17 protein-coding genes and 1 pseudogene are annotated in these 12,604 nt (G+C 61.2%); 9 read left to right on the top strand and 9 right to left on the bottom strand.

Annotated elements, in window-relative coordinates; genetic code table 11:
* On the top strand, nt 1–1,131 hold the full coding sequence (locus BQ8482_RS30015; protein ID WP_165848767.1) for a metallophosphoesterase: 1,131 nt from the start codon (nt 1–3) through the stop codon (nt 1,129–1,131).
* A 74-nt stretch (nt 1,132–1,205) separates the two neighbouring features.
* Here BQ8482_RS30015 and BQ8482_RS30010 read toward each other — a convergent pair whose 3' ends face one another.
* On the bottom strand, nt 1,206–1,385 hold the full coding sequence (locus BQ8482_RS30010) for a CsbD family protein (protein WP_123150897.1): 180 nt from the start codon (nt 1,383–1,385) through the stop codon (nt 1,206–1,208).
* Between the two features lie 675 nt (nt 1,386–2,060).
* On the opposite strand from BQ8482_RS30010, the gene BQ8482_RS30005 reads away from it, so the two are divergent.
* The 5 genes from BQ8482_RS30005 to BQ8482_RS29990 all read left to right on the top strand — a co-directional run bounded on the left by BQ8482_RS30005 (nt 2,061) and on the right by BQ8482_RS29990 (nt 3,799).
* Nucleotides 2,061–2,270: a cold-shock protein gene (locus BQ8482_RS30005; protein WP_010915421.1), complete on the top strand. Its 210-nt coding sequence runs from the start codon at nt 2,061–2,063 to the stop codon at nt 2,268–2,270.
* Nucleotides 2,271–2,606: 336 nt separating this feature from the next.
* The gene (locus BQ8482_RS30000; RefSeq protein WP_123150923.1) at nt 2,607–2,834 is read left to right on the top strand and encodes a hypothetical protein; all 228 of its coding nucleotides are present in this window, start codon (nt 2,607–2,609) and stop codon (nt 2,832–2,834) included.
* Nucleotides 2,834–3,241, top strand: a complete 408-nt coding sequence (locus BQ8482_RS29995; RefSeq protein ID WP_095489282.1) for a hypothetical protein — start codon at nt 2,834–2,836, stop codon at nt 3,239–3,241. The genes BQ8482_RS30000 and BQ8482_RS29995 overlap by 1 nt, the downstream gene beginning before the upstream one ends.
* Before the next feature lies 1 nt (nt 3,242).
* Complete coding sequence (locus BQ8482_RS38420) at nt 3,243–3,410, top strand: hypothetical protein (RefSeq protein WP_165848766.1); 168 nt, start codon at nt 3,243–3,245, stop codon at nt 3,408–3,410.
* A 53-nt stretch (nt 3,411–3,463) separates the two neighbouring features.
* Nucleotides 3,464–3,799 (top strand): YkgJ family cysteine cluster protein, encoded by a 336-nt coding sequence (locus BQ8482_RS29990; RefSeq protein ID WP_244603041.1) that lies wholly within the window; start codon nt 3,464–3,466, stop codon nt 3,797–3,799.
* A gap of 142 nt (nt 3,800–3,941) precedes the next feature.
* Here BQ8482_RS29990 and BQ8482_RS29985 read toward each other — a convergent pair whose 3' ends face one another.
* Both BQ8482_RS29985 and BQ8482_RS29980 read right to left on the bottom strand, forming a co-directional pair.
* Nucleotides 3,942–5,246: a metal-dependent hydrolase family protein gene (locus BQ8482_RS29985; protein ID WP_123150922.1), complete on the bottom strand. Its 1,305-nt coding sequence runs from the start codon at nt 5,244–5,246 to the stop codon at nt 3,942–3,944.
* A gap of 475 nt (nt 5,247–5,721) precedes the next feature.
* Nucleotides 5,722–6,567: a class I SAM-dependent methyltransferase gene (locus BQ8482_RS29980; RefSeq protein ID WP_077375727.1), complete on the bottom strand. Its 846-nt coding sequence runs from the start codon at nt 6,565–6,567 to the stop codon at nt 5,722–5,724.
* Nucleotides 6,568–6,794: 227 nt separating this feature from the next.
* Between BQ8482_RS29980 and BQ8482_RS29975 the strand changes: the two genes are divergently transcribed.
* A complete protein-coding gene (locus tag BQ8482_RS29975) occupies nt 6,795–7,406 on the top strand; it encodes a LysE family translocator (RefSeq protein WP_123150921.1) in 612 nt (203 codons plus the stop codon).
* Nucleotides 7,407–7,740: 334 nt separating this feature from the next.
* Here BQ8482_RS29975 and BQ8482_RS29965 read toward each other — a convergent pair whose 3' ends face one another.
* Nucleotides 7,741–8,412 (bottom strand): VOC family protein, encoded by a 672-nt coding sequence (locus tag BQ8482_RS29965; RefSeq protein WP_123150895.1) that lies wholly within the window; start codon nt 8,410–8,412, stop codon nt 7,741–7,743.
* 509 nt (nt 8,413–8,921) lie between these two features.
* On the opposite strand from BQ8482_RS29965, the pseudogene BQ8482_RS29960 reads away from it, so the two are divergent.
* Nucleotides 8,922–9,440 (top strand): annotated as a pseudogene (locus tag BQ8482_RS29960) (LysE family translocator); the annotation flags it as partial.
* Here the strand turns inward: BQ8482_RS29960 and BQ8482_RS29955 are convergent.
* Both BQ8482_RS29955 and BQ8482_RS29950 read right to left on the bottom strand, forming a co-directional pair.
* Nucleotides 9,430–9,816: a nuclear transport factor 2 family protein gene (locus BQ8482_RS29955; protein ID WP_123150920.1), complete on the bottom strand. Its 387-nt coding sequence runs from the start codon at nt 9,814–9,816 to the stop codon at nt 9,430–9,432. The pseudogene BQ8482_RS29960 and the gene BQ8482_RS29955 overlap by 11 nt on opposite strands.
* A 17-nt stretch (nt 9,817–9,833) precedes the next feature.
* On the bottom strand, nt 9,834–10,283 hold the full coding sequence (locus BQ8482_RS29950) for an OsmC family protein (RefSeq protein WP_091590680.1): 450 nt from the start codon (nt 10,281–10,283) through the stop codon (nt 9,834–9,836).
* 119 nt (nt 10,284–10,402) lie between these two features.
* On the opposite strand from BQ8482_RS29950, the gene BQ8482_RS29945 reads away from it, so the two are divergent.
* Nucleotides 10,403–10,996 (top strand): TetR/AcrR family transcriptional regulator, encoded by a 594-nt coding sequence (locus tag BQ8482_RS29945; RefSeq protein WP_123150894.1) that lies wholly within the window; start codon nt 10,403–10,405, stop codon nt 10,994–10,996.
* Between the two features lie 66 nt (nt 10,997–11,062).
* On the opposite strand, the gene BQ8482_RS29940 is transcribed toward BQ8482_RS29945, so the two are convergent.
* From BQ8482_RS29940 to BQ8482_RS29930, 3 genes are all read right to left on the bottom strand, one after another.
* Entirely contained in the window at nt 11,063–11,464 is a 402-nt protein-coding gene (locus BQ8482_RS29940) for a type II toxin-antitoxin system HicB family antitoxin (protein ID WP_123150893.1), read from the bottom strand.
* A 4-nt stretch (nt 11,465–11,468) separates the two neighbouring features.
* Entirely contained in the window at nt 11,469–11,669 is a 201-nt protein-coding gene (locus BQ8482_RS29935; protein WP_123150919.1) for a type II toxin-antitoxin system HicA family toxin, read from the bottom strand.
* 77 nt (nt 11,670–11,746) lie between these two features.
* Entirely contained in the window at nt 11,747–12,127 is a 381-nt protein-coding gene (locus BQ8482_RS29930; protein WP_123150892.1) for a helix-turn-helix domain-containing protein, read from the bottom strand.
* Nucleotides 12,128–12,604 lie beyond the last annotated feature (477 nt).

Below are 12,604 nucleotides of genomic sequence, written 5' to 3'. Positions count from 1 at the left end.
ATGAATCGCATCGCGGCAGGGTCACTCTCCCGGCGCAGCTTCCTGGCGCGGGCGGCGGGGTTTGCTGCGGCCGGCGCGCTTGCGCGACCGGCGCTCGGACAGACCGGGCAGCGCGTTCCGCCTGTCGACGCCACCTTCCTGTTCGTCGCAGATGTCCATGCCTGCCGCATGGCCAGCGGGCTGAGCCCCAATTGTCAGCAGGAAGGCAAGACCGACGCCGCCTTGCTGCGCAGCGTCGCCGCGTTGAACGGTGTTGGCGAGAAGGAGTGGCCGGCCGAAATCAACGGCATCGCCACCGGCCTGCGCTCGGCCGGCAGCCGTATCGGCACGCCGCTCGGCCTCGTCGTCGGCGGCGACATGACCGACGACGGCGGCGGCCAGGTCACCCAGCCCAGCGAAGGAACGCAGCTGCTCCAGTTCAGCCAGCGATACCAGCAGGGCGTCGGCCCCGATCGCGTGCATGTGCCGGTCTATGTCGGGCTCGGCAACCATGATCTCGACCAGAACGGTCCGCCGAACCACGTCGACTGGTATCGCCGCGAAATGCGCGATTATGTCGAGGTCAACCATCGTGCCGGCGTGTTCTTCAAGCCGCCGGTGCCGGTAACCGACTACGATGTCGACACCGACTGCTACTCATGGGACTGGGGCGGCCTGCATCTCGTCCAGACGCATCGTTTTGCCGGCGACACCGGCCACGGCGCGGTCTCCGGCCTGCCATGGCTGAAGCAGGATTTGGCGGCCCACGCGGCGGGCGGCCGCCCCGTCATCCTGTTCCAGCACTATGGCTGGGATGTTTTTTCGATCGAACGGTGGGATGCCGCCAAAGGAACCTTCGACGATGACGGCACTGGTGCGCCGCACTGGTGGAGCGAGGCGGACCGGCAGGCGCTGCTGGCGGCGCTGAAGAGCTACAACGTCATCGGCATCTTCCATGGCCACCAGCACGAGATACCGATGATCTACCGCAGCGATGGGCTCGACCTGATCAAGCCGAAGGCTGCCTATATGGGCGGCTTCGCGCTGGCGCGGGTGACCAGCGACAGCTTGGAGGTGGTGCTTGGCCAAGCCATCGGTGACCATGGCGAGGTCGCCTTCACCAACGCTTTCTCCAAAAGCCTGAACTTGTAACGGCAGCAACCGAAAGCAAACAAAAGGCCGCCTAAGCCGCTTTCCTCATTGCTGTTGAAACGGCAGCGCAGGGATCAGAGCACCTTCCTGAGCTTGTCCTTCATGTCGCCATAGGCCTTCTGCATTTTGCCGGCGATCATATCGGCCGCGCCTTCAGCCTGGACGCGCCTGTTGCCGGTGGCCTTTCCGGCGGCTTTCTTCACCGAACCTTTGAGCTGCTTGGCTAGGCCCACAACCTGATCCCTGTTCACCATGGCCGCATCTCCTGGGATTAACCTACCGTTTGGGAAACGGGCGGCTGGTTTTTCGGTTCCGAGATTACTGGTCCGCGGAAGCGGCGAAGCAGAAATGGCCGGAGCCAGTCCGGTCCGATCAAAGGCGGGCTTCCAGAACGCCGCGAATGGCAACTACGCTGATCACCCAAACGGCCGTCGGGCATCGGTGAGGCGACAGCCCTGGCGGCCAGGGCGAAGTGGCGGTCGCCGCTCACCACAAAAGAACGCCCCTCGCGCGTTTTATCGCACGGGAGGCGTCCTTTGTGTCAGCCTTTCCTGAGATTGCTCTCATGAACTGCTGACGATACTAAAAATGCACGGATGCCAAAATGGTTCCCGGCATCGTGCAATTTTTTTAACGACTGGCGCTGGCCCCGTTCGGCGCCAGATCCGCCTCCTCACGGAGACAGAAAACCGGACAACTCGTGTGCTATCTAACCCGGACAACTCCTGTGCGTACGACACGGCGAAAGCAAAAAATTGACACGGCGCCAAAAGAAGTCTAAAAGCAATTCGTCGATATTTGTTTGACCGACTTTTGTTATCCGCGTGTCCAGGCGCGCCTTTGACGAACTTCCCCCATCAAAATCGAGACAAACGCTGTTGTGCATTCGCATGACGGCGAACGAATATTTGCCACGGAAAGGGTTCGTTATGAGCACAGGCACAGTTAAATGGTTCAACGCCACCAAGGGTTTTGGTTTTATTCAGCCTGACGACGGCTCGGCCGACGTTTTTGTCCACATCTCAGCCGTAGAGCGCGCCGGAATGCGCGACATCGTCGAGGGCCAGAAGCTCGGCTACGAGATGGTCCGCGACAACAAGTCGGGCAAGATGTCCGCCGATCAGCTGAAGGCGGCCTAAAACGGAATTCAGCCTCGCCGGTGACCACGGATGTACTGGCACTGGCGAACGGCGGATTCCAGCGCATGACCCGGGAAACATCGTTTCCGAAGGATCATGCGCAGATGAAAAGTGTCAGCGCGTCCAAAAGGACGCGCGGCGCCTCAGCGGGAGGTCAGGCAATGCCTGGCCTTTTGCATTTGGGGCGCCTCAAAATTCGAAAAGAGCACCGCGCGTTCGCTTGAACGTGTTAAGGATGCTCAGCAATTTGAATCCGACTACCGTATTGCTTTGTGCGTGGTCCTGGTCGAAAGACCGGTCTCGCTCGGCATTACGCTCCGAACCGGGAGAAAGACCTTGACCGCCACTTCAAAGAAATCCCGCGACCAGGCCGAATCCGTCTTCAGCAAGGCCCAGACCCAGTCCATGTCGCTCAACCGCATCATTTCCGAGCAGGATGCCGTCAGCCAGGCCCGGGAAGCCAAGACCGCGCGGCTGCGCGAATTGCGCCTGGAAAAGGAAGCCGACGATATGGCTGCGGCCGCCGCGCTCGCCGCCGCGCCGAAGCGCGTGGGCAAACGCTGATGGCCACCAAGCGCGTCCCGCAAAAGGCGATCGCCGCCGATTCGACCATCGCCGATGTCGTAGGAGAGCTCGACAAGCCGGTCGAATATGTCCGGCGCGTGCTCGAAAAGCTCGAGCGCTGCAGGCGCGCCCATGGCGATGCCCAGGTCAGGCTTGGCGTGCGTGGCCGCTCCGAATGCCCGAACTATCTGATCGAGTATGTCCGCGAAAATGCCAAGACCCATGAGCGCGTCACCCATCAGGATGCCGCCTATAGCGGCAGCACGCATCGCGAGCTGGCGCCTCGGCACATCGAGGAGGCCAGGAACTGGTCGCCCGAGGAAATGAACATCACGGCGGTCTCGGCGCTGATCGGCCGCCTTCGCAACCCGAATGCGCCATCATCGCGTTTCTCCGACGAGGATTGATATGGCCATAAAATTCTCCGCCAAGGACCAGCCGGCGACATCCGCTGCCACCGCAAAGTTGGCCAAGCCGGCCGCCGCGCCCAAAGCCGACGTTACAGCCGAGGCAGCGACCGATCTGTTCAAGTCGCCGGCGGAAGTGGCGTCGCGCAAGAGTAGGAAGAAGAAATAGCGCCCTTGCCGCGAAACGCCGATCCGCATCCGGTTGCGTCAGGGCTGCTTGCCTTGGCGAGCGCCGGAGACTTTTCGTCTCTGGAGGAAGGCGCCGCCCCTCGCTTCGATTGCCAGAGCTGCGGCGCCTGCTGTTCCTATTCGGCCGAATGGCCGCGCTTTTCGACGGAAGATGATGCGCAGCTCGACCGGATCCCGCAAGACTATGTGGCCGCCGACGAAGCCGGCATGCGCTGCGACGGCGTGCGCTGTTCGGCACTTTCCGGCGAGGTCGGCAAGTCGACCGCCTGCGGCATCTACGAGGTCCGACCGGACGTCTGCCGCGCCTGCATGCCCGGTGGCGACGATTGCCTGATGGCGCGCCACAGCCATGGGCTGCCGACGCTGTGATAACGGGCCTCAGATAGTGTCTCAGAATTTCCACCTCGGGTGGGAAGCGGCCATTCCTTGTCACTCGGCTGTGGAATGCCAGCGCTCTGCGGCCAGCAGGCCATCGGCGGCGTCCAGTAGAGACAGGCGGCTCAGTCGTTCCTCACTGGGTCAGCGTGTTTTTGTAGATAAGGCCATCTTTCATGATGATTTTGAAGTTGTTGGCAGGATCGGCCACCACGTCGAGGTTCTCCAGCGGATTGCCTTCGACGAGCAGGAGGTCCGCGAGCGCGCCTTCTTCGATCAGGCCGAGTTTCCCCGGATAGGGGTTGCGAAGGCCCGACAGCGCGAGCAGCTCGGCATTGGTCCCGGTCGCCATGACGAGCGCTTCGGCAGGCGTGTACCAACGCACAAGCGACGCCAGGATTGCCCCCTGCTGCTTCGCCAACGCGCGGGAGAACAGGACATCGGTGCCCCATGCCGTCTTGATCTTGTATTTCTCCGCGAGTTCGTAGGTCCTGCCGATGCCCGGCCACACCTCATCGGCCTTGGCTCGCTCGACCGAACCCTCTTGGAGGCCTGTCCTCATCAATTCGGGAAGCGGCTGCAAGCTCAGCCAAATGTCCTTTTCGGCGATCAGCTTGGCGGTTGCCTCGTCCATGAGGAAGCCGTGTTCGATGCACTTAACACCAGCCGCGATAGCCTTCCGGATCGCATCCGAGGTGAAGGCGTGCGCGGCGACGTAGGTGCCCCAATTCTCGGCAATTTCAACAGCAGCCCGCAGTTCGGGCTCGGTGAAGGTGGTGACGTCGAGCGGGCTGTGGGGCGACGACACTCCACCGCCCGCTGTCAACTTTAGCAGCGCGGCCCCCTGCATGAGCTGCTCGCGGGCACGCAAACGCACCTCGTCGGGGCTGTCCACAACTATGCTGCCGCCGTTCCTCTCCATTGGAGTGAACAAGCCGCCGATCGTCCGAGGCAAGTCGCTGAGCTGGCGGAAATCTCCATGCCCGCTGGTCACGGTGATCATGGCTCCGGACGGATAGATGCGCGGTCCCGCTATGATGCCTTGATCTATCGCGCGCTTGAGGCCGAACGCCGGCCCGCCCACGTCGCGAACGGTGGTGAAGCCGCGCATCAGCGTATCCGTCGCCTCGTCGCCGGCCGCAAGATTGGCGAAGCCGACGTCGCCCATCGCCTCTGCCGGTGTGGACGCAATCAGCATTGCGTGCCAATGCGCATCGATCAGCCCCGGCATCAGCGTTCGCCCGTTGCCGGCAATGCGCCGCGCGCCTTCGGCCGCGATGGGACTTGTCGAGATCCGCGCGATCACATTGCCCTCGACCAGCACATTCGATGGGGCCGAAAGTGCGGCGCCCTTTCCGTCGAAGATGCGGACGTTTTCGAAAAGTACGTCATCGGCGCTCGCAGTTGCGCAAAGTCCGAGCACGAGGGCTGCCGCAAGCATTTCTCTGCCTGAGCGAAGGATCATGAAAGCCGTGCGGGCCGAGAAAACGGCTGCGGCGCAGGACACGGCATGCGCCACGACCTCGCCTTTTGTCAGCTCCTGCGATCCAAAGGATTTGTGACACATGACGATTATCCTGCTTCAGGAGGAGGTGGTCACGGCGCAAGGACAAGTTCTAGATTATACGGCATCGTCGTCAAGAAGCGTTCCAGACTGGTCTCTTTCGCAGTGAAGGGTCGTATCGAAGGTCAGGCCGATCGTGGTGATACCAGGGCAAGCAGTGCATGGTTTGCCTGAGGAAGCGATCAGACGAGGGAGCGCGCCCGGAATGGGTGGGAAGTCGCCGTTCGGTTCATCTGCCAGAACAAGCACGTTGCCAAGAGCGGGATATTCGCCTTGGTCTTTCCTGCGAGGCAGCCGCCCAGAACCCCGGAGAAGGATTGGTACGGGCTACCCTGTCGCTCCAGTCTTGTCACTAGGTCGGGGCACGCGACCAGGCGCCCACTTCCGAGCGGCTCACGATCACGCTACCCGCCTCGATTTCGAGCTGCATGCGCTGTCCCAAAGTTTCAATATCGACCTCAGCGGCCGTCGCAACTCCCCGGCTCTGTATTTCCGGCAGCATCGTCACAATGAGTTCAGCGGTCTGGTGTGACCAGTCGAAACCGCTCTTGGTTCCCCCAACAACCGCCTCCAAGTGCATTGAGGGCGCGGTCAATCCAGCCGCGCGGAAAGCCGCATCGAGCTTGATACCCATATTGGTCTCGATACCGCTGCGCCGGAACGTCTCGACGATCCATCGACAGCAGTCGTCGTAGGTCGGCGCTGGCGGGCTGGATCGACAGCCGTCCCAATCCGGCTCATGGAAGACGATGGTCCCTCCAGGCCGGAGGTGACGAGCGACGCCACGCAGCATGGCCACAGCATCGGCTTGAAACATCAGAACATAGCGGCCGATCACGGCGTCGAACGGTCGGTCGAACGAGAGTGCCGCGGGATCGCCTTCACGGAAGCTGACATTCTGGAGCGGATGCGCCGCCGCGCGCCCTTCCGCCGCCGCAAGAGCCGCCGGAGCCCGATCTGCGCCGATGACCTGACCTTCGCTGCCAACCATCTCGGAAACCAGGAATGTAACGTCGCCCGCGCCACAGCCGACGTCGAGCACGCGCATCCCGGGTCTTATGCCCGCAGACAGCAAGATTCTTCGCGTGATCGGGTTAATGATGCCCGCCTGATGGCTGAGACGCCTGATCTCACGATCGGAATGGACGAGAATATACGGGACGTGAACGTCGACACGTGCGCCATCAGCGACTTCCATGGCTTGCCTCCCCTCATACGACTGTTCCCCAAAGGGGACATCGCGTAAGTCGACGACTATGCGCCGATGCGGCAGCCAGTCAACCAGACTGGCTGTTGACCTCAATGCGAATGTCGCTTCAGGGTCAATGCTTGAAATGAGACACTACCGGCCCCCGGGCTGGCTTGTGCCCGCGCGGTTCGCTGGCTACGCTGCCGGCGGCAGGGAACAACGCCGGAGGATCATCCGTGAGCATCGAATTCTTGTTGACCTCGCTGATTGTCGTGGCTTCGCCCGGCACTGGCGTTCTCTATACGCTGAGCGCCGGGCTTTCGCGTGGCGCGCGCGCCAGCATCATCGCTGCTTTCGGCTGCACGCTCGGCATCATTCCGCATATGGCGGCCGCCATCACCGGTCTGGCGGCGCTGCTGCACACCAGCGCACTCGCCTTCGAGACGCTGAAATATCTGGGCGTCGCCTACCTGCTCTACATGGCGTGGAACACGCTGAAGGAGAGCGGCAGCTTGAACGTCGGGCACGATGTCGCGCCGCGCTCAGTCGGCAAGGTGATCACCTCGGGAATCCTCATCAACATCCTCAACCCAAAGCTGTCGATTTTCTTCTTCGCCTTCCTGCCGCAGTTCGTCAGCACCACCGAACCGCATGCGCTGTCGAAGATGCTGGAACTCAGCACCGTCTTCATGTTTTTGACCTTCGTCGTCTTTGTCGCCTACGGCATCTTCGCCGCCTCGATCCGCAGCCATGTGGTGTCGCGGCCGGTGGTGCTGACCTGGATGCGCCGCACCTTCGCCGGCGCCTTCGTCGCGCTCGGCGCAAAACTGGCGCTGACCGAGCGGTAGAGCCGCCAGCGCTACCCCTTCTTCACATAGCCCATCGCCTCGACGATCCGCCCGCTCTCGACGCGCATCAGGTTGACGCCGCGCAGCGAGTTGCCGTCGGCCATGAAATAGCGCCAGATGGAGGCCGCTCTGCGCCCGCAGATAGAGCACGGTCGCGTGCAAGCGCGGCTGCCCGAGAAACATCAAAACATTATCGTTAACGCCTCAAAGCGTGGTCGGTGCCGGGATGCGCACGCCCTGCACTTCGATTGAGCCGCCGAGGGCGCTGGCTCCTCGATCAAACGGTTACTATTGCGTCGATGCTGCCGTTTCAAATGACGTCGTGATCCAATCCTTACAGCGGCAGCGGCTTGCCAGCCTGCTCGGCCATCATGTACTCGGCATACCAGTCCGGCCAGTTCTCATCACGCTGGCCGCCTGTCCGCTTCTCGTGCTCGCCATGGGCCGCAGACGCGCGCCGGAGCGCGGCCGCGAGCTCGGCCGACGATACAAATGTGGTGTCGTCAGCGTCGACGCGGCCGGGCGCTCGCGCAGTGACCTCCTGCAACAGCCAGACATTTCCGGACGGATCGCTGAAGGAGGCCCACGAGGAGTAGCTGCGCCGCTCAGGGTCCGGACCGCTGACACGGCCTTCACGGCCGGCATAGTGGTACACCTCGCTCACGTCGACACCGCGATCGGCGAGTTCGGCGCGCGCTGCCTCGATGTCTGACACGACGAGCTCGCCAACGCTTTCGAGGACATCGAGCTCGACCCGGGCATAGGGCCCTGGGGTGACCCCTGCGCCGAAGACTATCGAACACGGGGAGCCCGGAGGCGTAAACTGGATGACACGAAATTCGTCGCCTGTGATGTCGGCGTCGAGCCTCCAACCCAAGCCGCCGTAAAATCGCTTGGCTCGATCAACGTCCGAAATGGGGATGACGACGACTTCGAGCTTGATGTCGACCCTTCGCGCTGACGGGGTTGCGATTGCGGCTTCGCCGCGCTCCTGAATATCATTCATGACGATCTCCTTGGGTTCGGATGCGTTGCTTTATCTTCAACGCCGCGCGCGCTGGCCGGTGCCCGTGGTGGCTGTTCATGCATGCAAGCGGAATCTGAGGCACGGGGCCGCACCTATGCCGGCGAACCTCGTGATGCTCTTCTGGATGTGCACATATCCGGTAACGCGAACTCGCGCCCGCTAATCCGAGATGGACTTCGCGGCGGACGAACGCGCCCTACGTTTTGGCAGGCTGGTCGCTAATCAGCAAAAAATATTGGCGACTAAATATGGTAGCATTCTTATTGTATTGCAGCAAATCAACTCCCAAAAATCAAAGTCCAATCGAGGGCGAGCGAACTTCCGCTGCGGGTCATGGACACACCCTGCTGCAGAACCCGGCAAAGACCACACCCGGGTTCGCAAGCCGAAGTTCAAATTAAGGCCTTTCCAAAACACCGCCGCTGAACAGGACAACGGAGCCTTGACGTCCGGGGTCCGATATAGAAGCGGATCGTCGCCCGCTCGCCGGCTGCACGCGGGGCATCATCCCGCATATGGCCGCGGCCATCACCGGACTGGCGGCGCTGCTGCACACCAGCGCGGTCGCCTTCGAGACGCTGAAATATCTGGGCGTCGCCTATCTGCTCTACATGGCGTGGAACACGCTGAAGGAGAGCGGCAGCTTGAACGTCGGGCACGATGTCGCGCCGCGCTCAGTCGGCAAGGTGATCACCTCGGGCATCCTCATCAACATCCTCAACCCAAAGCTGTCGATTTTCTTCTTCGCCTTCCTGCCGCAGTTCGTCAGCACCACCGAACCGCATGCGCTGTCGAAGATGCTGGAGCTCAGCACCGTCTTCATGCTTTTGACCTTCGTCGTCTTTGCCGGCTACGGCATCTTCGCCGCCTCGATCCGCAGCCATGTCGTGTCGCGGCCGATGGTGCTGACCTGGATGCGCCGCACCTTCGCCGGCGCCTTCGTCGCGCTCGGCGCAAAACTGGCGCTGACTGACCGGCCGGTAGCGCCTGTTGGCGCTACCCCTTGACGTATCCCATCGCCTCGACGATCAGCCCGTCCGCTACGCGCATCAGATTGACGCCACGGATGGAGTTGCCGTCGGCACGCCAGTAACGCCAGCGGATTGTCGCCCGTTCACCGGCGACGATCGTCTCTTCAATATCGAAGCGCGTGCCTGGTTCGCTGGCGATCGCCGACCACAGCCGCACGCATGCCTCCCGGCCGGCATGGCGGGCGCCATCCGGCGCCGGCACGGTGTTTTCGATGACGCAGTCCTCGGCCACCAGGCCCGGGAGTGCCGACGGATCATGATTTTGGAACACGTCGTTGAAGCGTCGCATGATCTCGGCCGTCTGTCTGGATTGGTCGTCTGCAAGGACGACCATGCTGCTACCCCGTTTCATCTCGGTGTCTCCTGATTTCATTTTTCCGCAGCGGCGGCCGTGACGAGGTCGGCCTTGAGCCTGATATCAGCCACACCGGCCAAAGCGCGGGAAACGAGGCATGTTGCTTTCGCCGATTGGGCAAGGCGCTGGAATTCCTCGGGCGCCAGGCCCGGGATTTCGGCTTCCGTTTCAAGGTCGATGCGGGTGAGCGTCGGTCCGGCCGTGCTCGTTCCGAGATGCACCTTGGCGACGGTGTGGATCCGTACGGGGACATGACCGCCGCTGCCCAGTATGGCGCTCAGCGCCATCGAAAAGCAGCCGGCATGCGCCGCCGCAATCAGTTCCTCGGGATTCGTGCCGGGACCGTTCTCGAAGCGCGACGGGAAGGAATAGGCACCTTCGAAGACGCCGCTGCCGAGCCGCAGCCGTCCAGAACCTTCTTTTAACGACCCCTGCCATTGGGCCTCTGCTTCACGGATGGTCATTTGTCGTTCTCCTCTTCGATGAAACGGCGTCGGAATATATAGACTGATCTACATATTATGTAAACCGATTGTCATATTCAGCGCAAGGCCTATAATGTTCACTCCTGACAGAGGTTGACATGGCGAACGATACTCGCACCCGCATGATCGAGGCGACGGCGCTGCTGCTGAGGCAGCGCGGCTATCACGGCACCTCGCTCAACGACATCTTGAGCGCCTCCGCTGCGCCAAGAGGATCGCTCTATTTTCATTTTCCGGGCGGCAAGGACCAACTGGTCATCGAAGTCACGCGTGACAGCGTTGACCAGGTGACGCAAAGGCTTGGCGAAGAGCTGGCCGCCGAAAAAGATCCGGCGGTGGCCGTACACCATATCTACCAGTCGGTCGCGCGCATGCTGGAGGACAATCAGTTCACACTTGGCTGTCCGATCGCACCCGTGGTGCTGGACTCGCCGGCCGACGTGCCGGAACTGGCCGAACTGTGCCGCTCGGCCTTCGAGCAATGGATAGGCTTGCTGCAGGCGGCCTTCGTCAGGGCAGGGGTGCCCGAGCGCCGCGCCCGCGCCCTGGCGCTGCTTGTCGAATCATCACTGGAAGGGCTGATGGTGATCGCGCGCGCCACCCGCGACCGTGCCCAGGTGCTGGCGGTGGCCGACGAAGTCGCCGCCCTGATAGAAGGTGCATTGCCCGCCAAAGAGGTCACTGCAATGTAACGGCACGCTGATACTGCTTGTTTGAGCTTGACGGGCTCGGCCCTAGCCAGCCCCTCGTCTGCACGACTAGTCAACAATCTCTTTGCGTGCGGCCGAAGCAAGGAAGGCAGAGCGGGTTTGTCCCCGTTCACGCGCCGTGGCATCGATAGCTTCAAGCAGGCCGAGATCGAAGGATACATTGATACGCGTTGTGGAACCACGGTCACGGATCAGCGGAACGACCGTCGTCATAGCGCCTTCGCGATCCTCCGCAAGTTCTGGATCATTTGCAATCGCATCGAAATCGCGAGGGGAAGGCACCGGATCGCCGTCGGCCTCCAGCATTCGAACATGACCGGAAAGCGCCTCGACAGCGTTGCGCACAGCCTCGTCTATCGTGTCGCCAGCCGAAATGCAGCCCGGCATATCGGGAAAGTCGACGCCATAGACGCTATCAGGATCTTTGCGAATAAAAGCGATGTAGCGCATTCTCTTATCTTGCTTTGTTGAGCAGCCCCGCGTGCTTCATCAGCGCCCGAACCGTGCCAATCGGTATATCTTTACGAGGGTGGGGGATTGTCACTTTTCCAAGTTTCGTTGGATGCTTGAAATGATGATGCGAGCCGGTGATGCCGATCTCAAACCACCCATCCTCCTCAAGCAGTTTGATCAGCTTCCGGCTGTCGCGTTCCATAAGAGCGCTCCGTGTAACATAATACACATTTTGGAGGGATTCAACGCCCACTTTTTGCATAGTGGATCAGTTTGAAATTAGCCGGAGCTAAATTCCAGCGTCAGCTTTACACGCTCTATCTCATATCCAGTAAGGTTTGCGATGTTGGCTCTGAGGTGCTCTATCATTTCGGCCATGGTTTTGGGCTCCAGCGCTTTTTCTTCGCTTACATCCTCCGCAGCCTTTACTGGGTCGCCATCGCGCAACCAGTCTTCAGTCACCTCCAATATATTTGCCAAGGCCGCCAGGGTCTCAGCTCTCGGTAGTGTGTTGCCCTGGAGCCAGTTCCAGATAGCAGTTGGCGTATAGCCAACCAGTCTAGCGAGTTCAGATTGGCTTACCCGCTTTGCAGACATTCGGAGTTGAAGTCGCTGCGCGAACGTTGCAGTTGGTTGGGGGGAGCGTCTGATTATCGGCATGTGGTTTCTCAAAAGATTTGGAAGAGCAGCCTTGTCATACTGTTTACAATTAAAATCCTGTTAATCTTCATCTTTTTGTAGGGCGCGCTTAGCGGACAGCTGCTCAGCTTCCTTCGCTTCGGTCGGCGCAACGATATCTGAGATCGCTCGTCGGCGAGCCGGGCGGCCATGGCCGAGGTGGCGCGAAGCGCCGAATGAATGCGGACGAAGTTGTAGTCCTTAGTGCGGCGCGACCGCATTGGCGTGAGCCTCGACTTTCCTGGAAAGCCATTGGTCAATATTCAAAAGGGCGACCTCTCGGCCGCCCTTTCCATATCAGAAGGCTGATGAGCTGGATTAGAAATCCATGCCGCCCATGCCGCCCATGCCGCCGCCGCCCATGCCGCCAGGCATGCCGCCGCCAGCCGACTCCTTCTTCGGAGCCTCCGCGATCATGGCTTCGGTGGTGACCAGCAGGCCGGCGGCCGAGTCCGCGTC

This window comes from Mesorhizobium delmotii (genome assembly GCF_900149755.1).
GTDB lineage: Bacteria > Pseudomonadota > Alphaproteobacteria > Rhizobiales > Rhizobiaceae > Mesorhizobium > Mesorhizobium delmotii.
The sequence above is the reverse complement of the archived record's forward strand: the minus strand, read 5'-3'. Positions and strand labels throughout refer to the sequence as shown.

What these genes read in the sequence shown, in the direction of transcription:
- BQ8482_RS29940 (WP_123150893.1), bottom strand. Translation starts at nt 11,464, where the DNA reads ATGCGCTACATCGCTTTTATTCGCAAAGATCCTGATAGCGTCTATGGC.
- BQ8482_RS30010 (WP_123150897.1), bottom strand. Translation starts at nt 1,385, where the DNA reads ATGGTGAACAGGGATCAGGTTGTGGGCCTAGCCAAGCAGCTCAAAGGT.
- BQ8482_RS29945 (WP_123150894.1), top strand. Translation starts at nt 10,403, where the DNA reads ATGGCGAACGATACTCGCACCCGCATGATCGAGGCGACGGCGCTGCTG.
- BQ8482_RS29955 (WP_123150920.1), bottom strand. Translation starts at nt 9,816, where the DNA reads ATGAAACGGGGTAGCAGCATGGTCGTCCTTGCAGACGACCAATCCAGA.
- BQ8482_RS30005 (WP_010915421.1), top strand. Translation starts at nt 2,061, where the DNA reads ATGAGCACAGGCACAGTTAAATGGTTCAACGCCACCAAGGGTTTTGGT.
- BQ8482_RS29930 (WP_123150892.1), bottom strand. Translation starts at nt 12,127, where the DNA reads ATGCCGATAATCAGACGCTCCCCCCAACCAACTGCAACGTTCGCGCAG.
- BQ8482_RS29980 (WP_077375727.1), bottom strand. Translation starts at nt 6,567, where the DNA reads ATGGAAGTCGCTGATGGCGCACGTGTCGACGTTCACGTCCCGTATATT.
- BQ8482_RS29965 (WP_123150895.1), bottom strand. Translation starts at nt 8,412, where the DNA reads ATGAATGATATTCAGGAGCGCGGCGAAGCCGCAATCGCAACCCCGTCA.
- BQ8482_RS38420 (WP_165848766.1), top strand. Translation starts at nt 3,243, where the DNA reads ATGGCCATAAAATTCTCCGCCAAGGACCAGCCGGCGACATCCGCTGCC.
- BQ8482_RS29935 (WP_123150919.1), bottom strand. Translation starts at nt 11,669, where the DNA reads ATGGAACGCGACAGCCGGAAGCTGATCAAACTGCTTGAGGAGGATGGG.
- BQ8482_RS29995 (WP_095489282.1), top strand. Translation starts at nt 2,834, where the DNA reads ATGGCCACCAAGCGCGTCCCGCAAAAGGCGATCGCCGCCGATTCGACC.
- BQ8482_RS29985 (WP_123150922.1), bottom strand. Translation starts at nt 5,246, where the DNA reads ATGCTTGCGGCAGCCCTCGTGCTCGGACTTTGCGCAACTGCGAGCGCC.
- BQ8482_RS30015 (WP_165848767.1), top strand. Translation starts at nt 1, where the DNA reads ATGAATCGCATCGCGGCAGGGTCACTCTCCCGGCGCAGCTTCCTGGCG.
- BQ8482_RS29950 (WP_091590680.1), bottom strand. Translation starts at nt 10,283, where the DNA reads ATGACCATCCGTGAAGCAGAGGCCCAATGGCAGGGGTCGTTAAAAGAA.